The organism is Endozoicomonas sp. SESOKO2 (assembly GCF_024606245.1).
GTDB lineage: Bacteria > Pseudomonadota > Gammaproteobacteria > Pseudomonadales > Endozoicomonadaceae > Endozoicomonas_A.
On sequence record NZ_JAHHPQ010000379.1, the window covers coordinates 1 to 1,330 of the forward strand.

At 48.6% G+C, this 1,330-nt stretch carries 2 protein-coding genes; both read left to right on the forward strand.

Going from position 1 to position 1,330, the window contains the following annotated elements; translation table 11 throughout:
* Positions 1-865, forward strand: an 865-nt coding sequence (locus KDK17_RS08320; RefSeq protein ID WP_257287837.1) for a patatin family protein, incomplete at its 5' end; no start/stop codon positions are given.
* A 201-nt stretch (positions 866-1,066) separates the two neighbouring features.
* Positions 1,067-1,330 (forward strand): DJ-1/PfpI family protein (locus tag KDK17_RS08325; protein ID WP_257287838.1); only part of this gene is annotated, 264 nt, incomplete at its 3' end.

Genomic DNA, 1,330 nt, shown 5'->3' on the forward strand with positions numbered 1-1,330 from the left:
CAGCTCAATCACAAAAACGGCTCTTGTCGTCGAGGGCGGAGGAATGCGCGGTATATATTCCGCCGGCATTCTGGACGCCTTCATGGACAGACACCATCGGCATTTCGATGGTTTCTACGGCGCTTCGGCCGGCGCACTCAACCTGGTTTCCTTTATTGCCGGCCAACGAGGTCGCAACCTCGACCTCTATACAGGCGCCTGCCTGGAAAGCCATTTCATCAGTCTCAAGCGCCACATGAAAGGCGGTAACCTGTTTGACCTGGACTGGCTCTTTGATCGCATCCAGAGACAGCACATGAATATTGACAAGTTTCGAGGCCAGCTTCGAGACAAAACATTCACGATTGTTACCAGTTGCGCAAGTTCAGGCTACCCAATCTATCATACATTCGATGAGTACTTTGAACTGGAACAAATGTTCAAGGTTCTGAAGGCCTCCAGTGCACTTCCCATGATTTATCGCAATGCCATAACCATTGATGATCGAAATCATGTCGATGGGAGTCTTGCCGATCCTTTGCCTGTTATGAAAGCCGCAGAAGATGGCTATGAACACATTGTTGTGCTCAGAAGTCGAGAAAGTCAGTATCGCAAGAGAGCTTCTTCAGCGAATAGATTACTAGCCTGGCAATTCCGAAAGCAACCTGAAGTGGCCGAGCTGATTCGCCAACAGTTCTCAATCTATAACGAAACTCTGGACAGCTTCGATCAGTTAAAACGTAGTGGTATATCGATTACAGAAATTGCTCCGGATACTTCCTTGAGTTCAACCAGAAGCACGCGAGACCGTGCCAGACTGGTTTCCGACTACCACAAAGGCTATTCCGCAGGGTTTTCGTTCCTTCAGCAGCTCAATCAGGCGTAACGGGCTTAGTTCACCTGAAATTCTCTACTGATTTTACAAACTCTCTGGCTTTATTAACCATCCCTACTAGGCTTATGATTCTGTAGAACTGACGATTGTCTCAATCAGTTAGACAGGTTTAGCACTGCCTGCTCTGAAAACGTCAGAAGCAGAGCAGGTTTTATGCTTGCATTCCGAAGGCTCAACCACAGAGATTTCATTATGCCAAGGCAGATTCTCGTTCCTGTTGCTCATGGCTGTGAGGAAATTGAAGCCGTTACCATTATCAACACACTTCGCAGGGCTGGGGCTCAGGTTTCAGTTGCAGCCTGCACTTCCGATGGCAATCTGGAAATTGAAGCATCGAGGGGCATCAAGTTAGTAGCCGACAAACATATCGAAGCCTGCCTTAACAAAAACTTCCACCTGATAGCCCTGCCCGGTGGCATGCCGGGGGCAGCCAACCTCAGAGACAACCCTCATCTT